1 protein-coding gene is annotated in these 1,381 nt (G+C 59.2%); it reads left to right on the forward strand.

Annotated features, from left to right (window positions below; all coding sequences use genetic code 11):
- Window positions 1-1,381: AMP-binding protein (locus tag NKH01_RS35140; protein WP_353024739.1), on the forward strand; the 1,381-nt coding region annotated here is incomplete at both ends.

Here is a 1,381-nt window from a genome sequence, read left to right on the forward strand (position 1 = left end):
CTCTCGATCACACGCCGCTGTTCCAGGTGATGTTGGCCTGGCAGAACAATGCGATCGGGTCATTGGATCTGCCGGGGCTGAGTGTAGAGGCTGCGGGGGAGGGGCTCGATCAAGTCCAGTTCGATCTGGAACTGAGCCTTTGCGAGCATGGCGAGGAGATCGCCGGAAGCTTTGGCTATGCGACGGCGCTGTTCGACCAGGCGACGATCGAGCGGCAGCGTAATTATCTGCTGGCGCTGCTGCGGGCGATGGTCGCCGATGCAGGCCAGCCGGTCGGCCGCATCGACATCCTGCCCTCCGACGAGCGCGCCTACCTGCTGGAGGAGCTGAACCGGACGGCGGCGCCTTATCCGTCGGACCGGTGCATCCATGAACTGTTCGAGCAGCAGGTGCGGCGCGCCCCCGATGCGGTGGCAGTGGTCTGCGAGGACGAGCGCCTGAGCTATGGCGAGCTCAACGCGCGCGCCAACCGCCTTGCCCATCACCTGATCGCGCTTGGGGTGAAGCCGGCGGATTGCGTTGCGACAGTGCTGGACCGCTCCGTCGCCCTTGTGGTGGCGCAACTGGCGATCCTGAAAGCGGGGGGAGTATATGTGCCGATCGATCGCGCTCTTCCATCTGTGCGACAAGAATGGCTGATAGCCGATTGTGCTCCACGCCTGGTGCTAACCGAGAGTGACGATGATCGTTTGGTCGAGTCGACGTTCCCTGGTCTGGGTATTGAGCCGCTCACAATTGGACCGGGATGTGGTTCCGATCCTGGCCTGGCGTTGAGCGCCGAGGCCGCCGCGTATGCAATGTACACCTCCGGCTCAACCGGCCTTCCCAAAGGAGTTGTTGTTCCTCATTGTGCTGTCAATCGGCTCGTGATCAATAATGGATATGCAAAGATCGATGCCAGGGATCGTGTGGCATGGGCTGGCAGTCCCGCCTTCGACGCAAGCACATTCGAAGTGTGGGCACCGCTGCTTAACGGTGGTTGCATTGTTACAATGCATGCCACCACCGTCATAGACACTCCCAGTTTTTCTAGGGTGCTTAAACAGCACGGGGTGACCTCCCTTTTTCTAACAACAGCACTATTCAATCAACATACATCGTCGATTGCCTCGACGTTATCCCAACTTAAGTACCTTCTCTGTGGAGGAGAGCGCAATGACCTTTCCTCTTTTCTGAGATTGCTGAAAGAAGAAGGTCCTGTACGTCTCATTCATTGCTACGGCCCAACCGAGACGACGACCTTCGCGACAGCCTGCGAGATCAACTTGAGTGACGAAATATTCCGCCGTCTCCCGATCGGCCGTCCGATTGCGAACACGCGGGTGTATCTTCTGGACGGCCATGGCGCGCCGGTTCCATTCGGGGCGGTGGGCGAGCTTTA

Origin of the sequence: Mesorhizobium sp. M1403 (assembly GCF_040317695.1) — a bacterium.
Classification (GTDB): Bacteria; Pseudomonadota; Alphaproteobacteria; order Rhizobiales; family Rhizobiaceae; genus Mesorhizobium.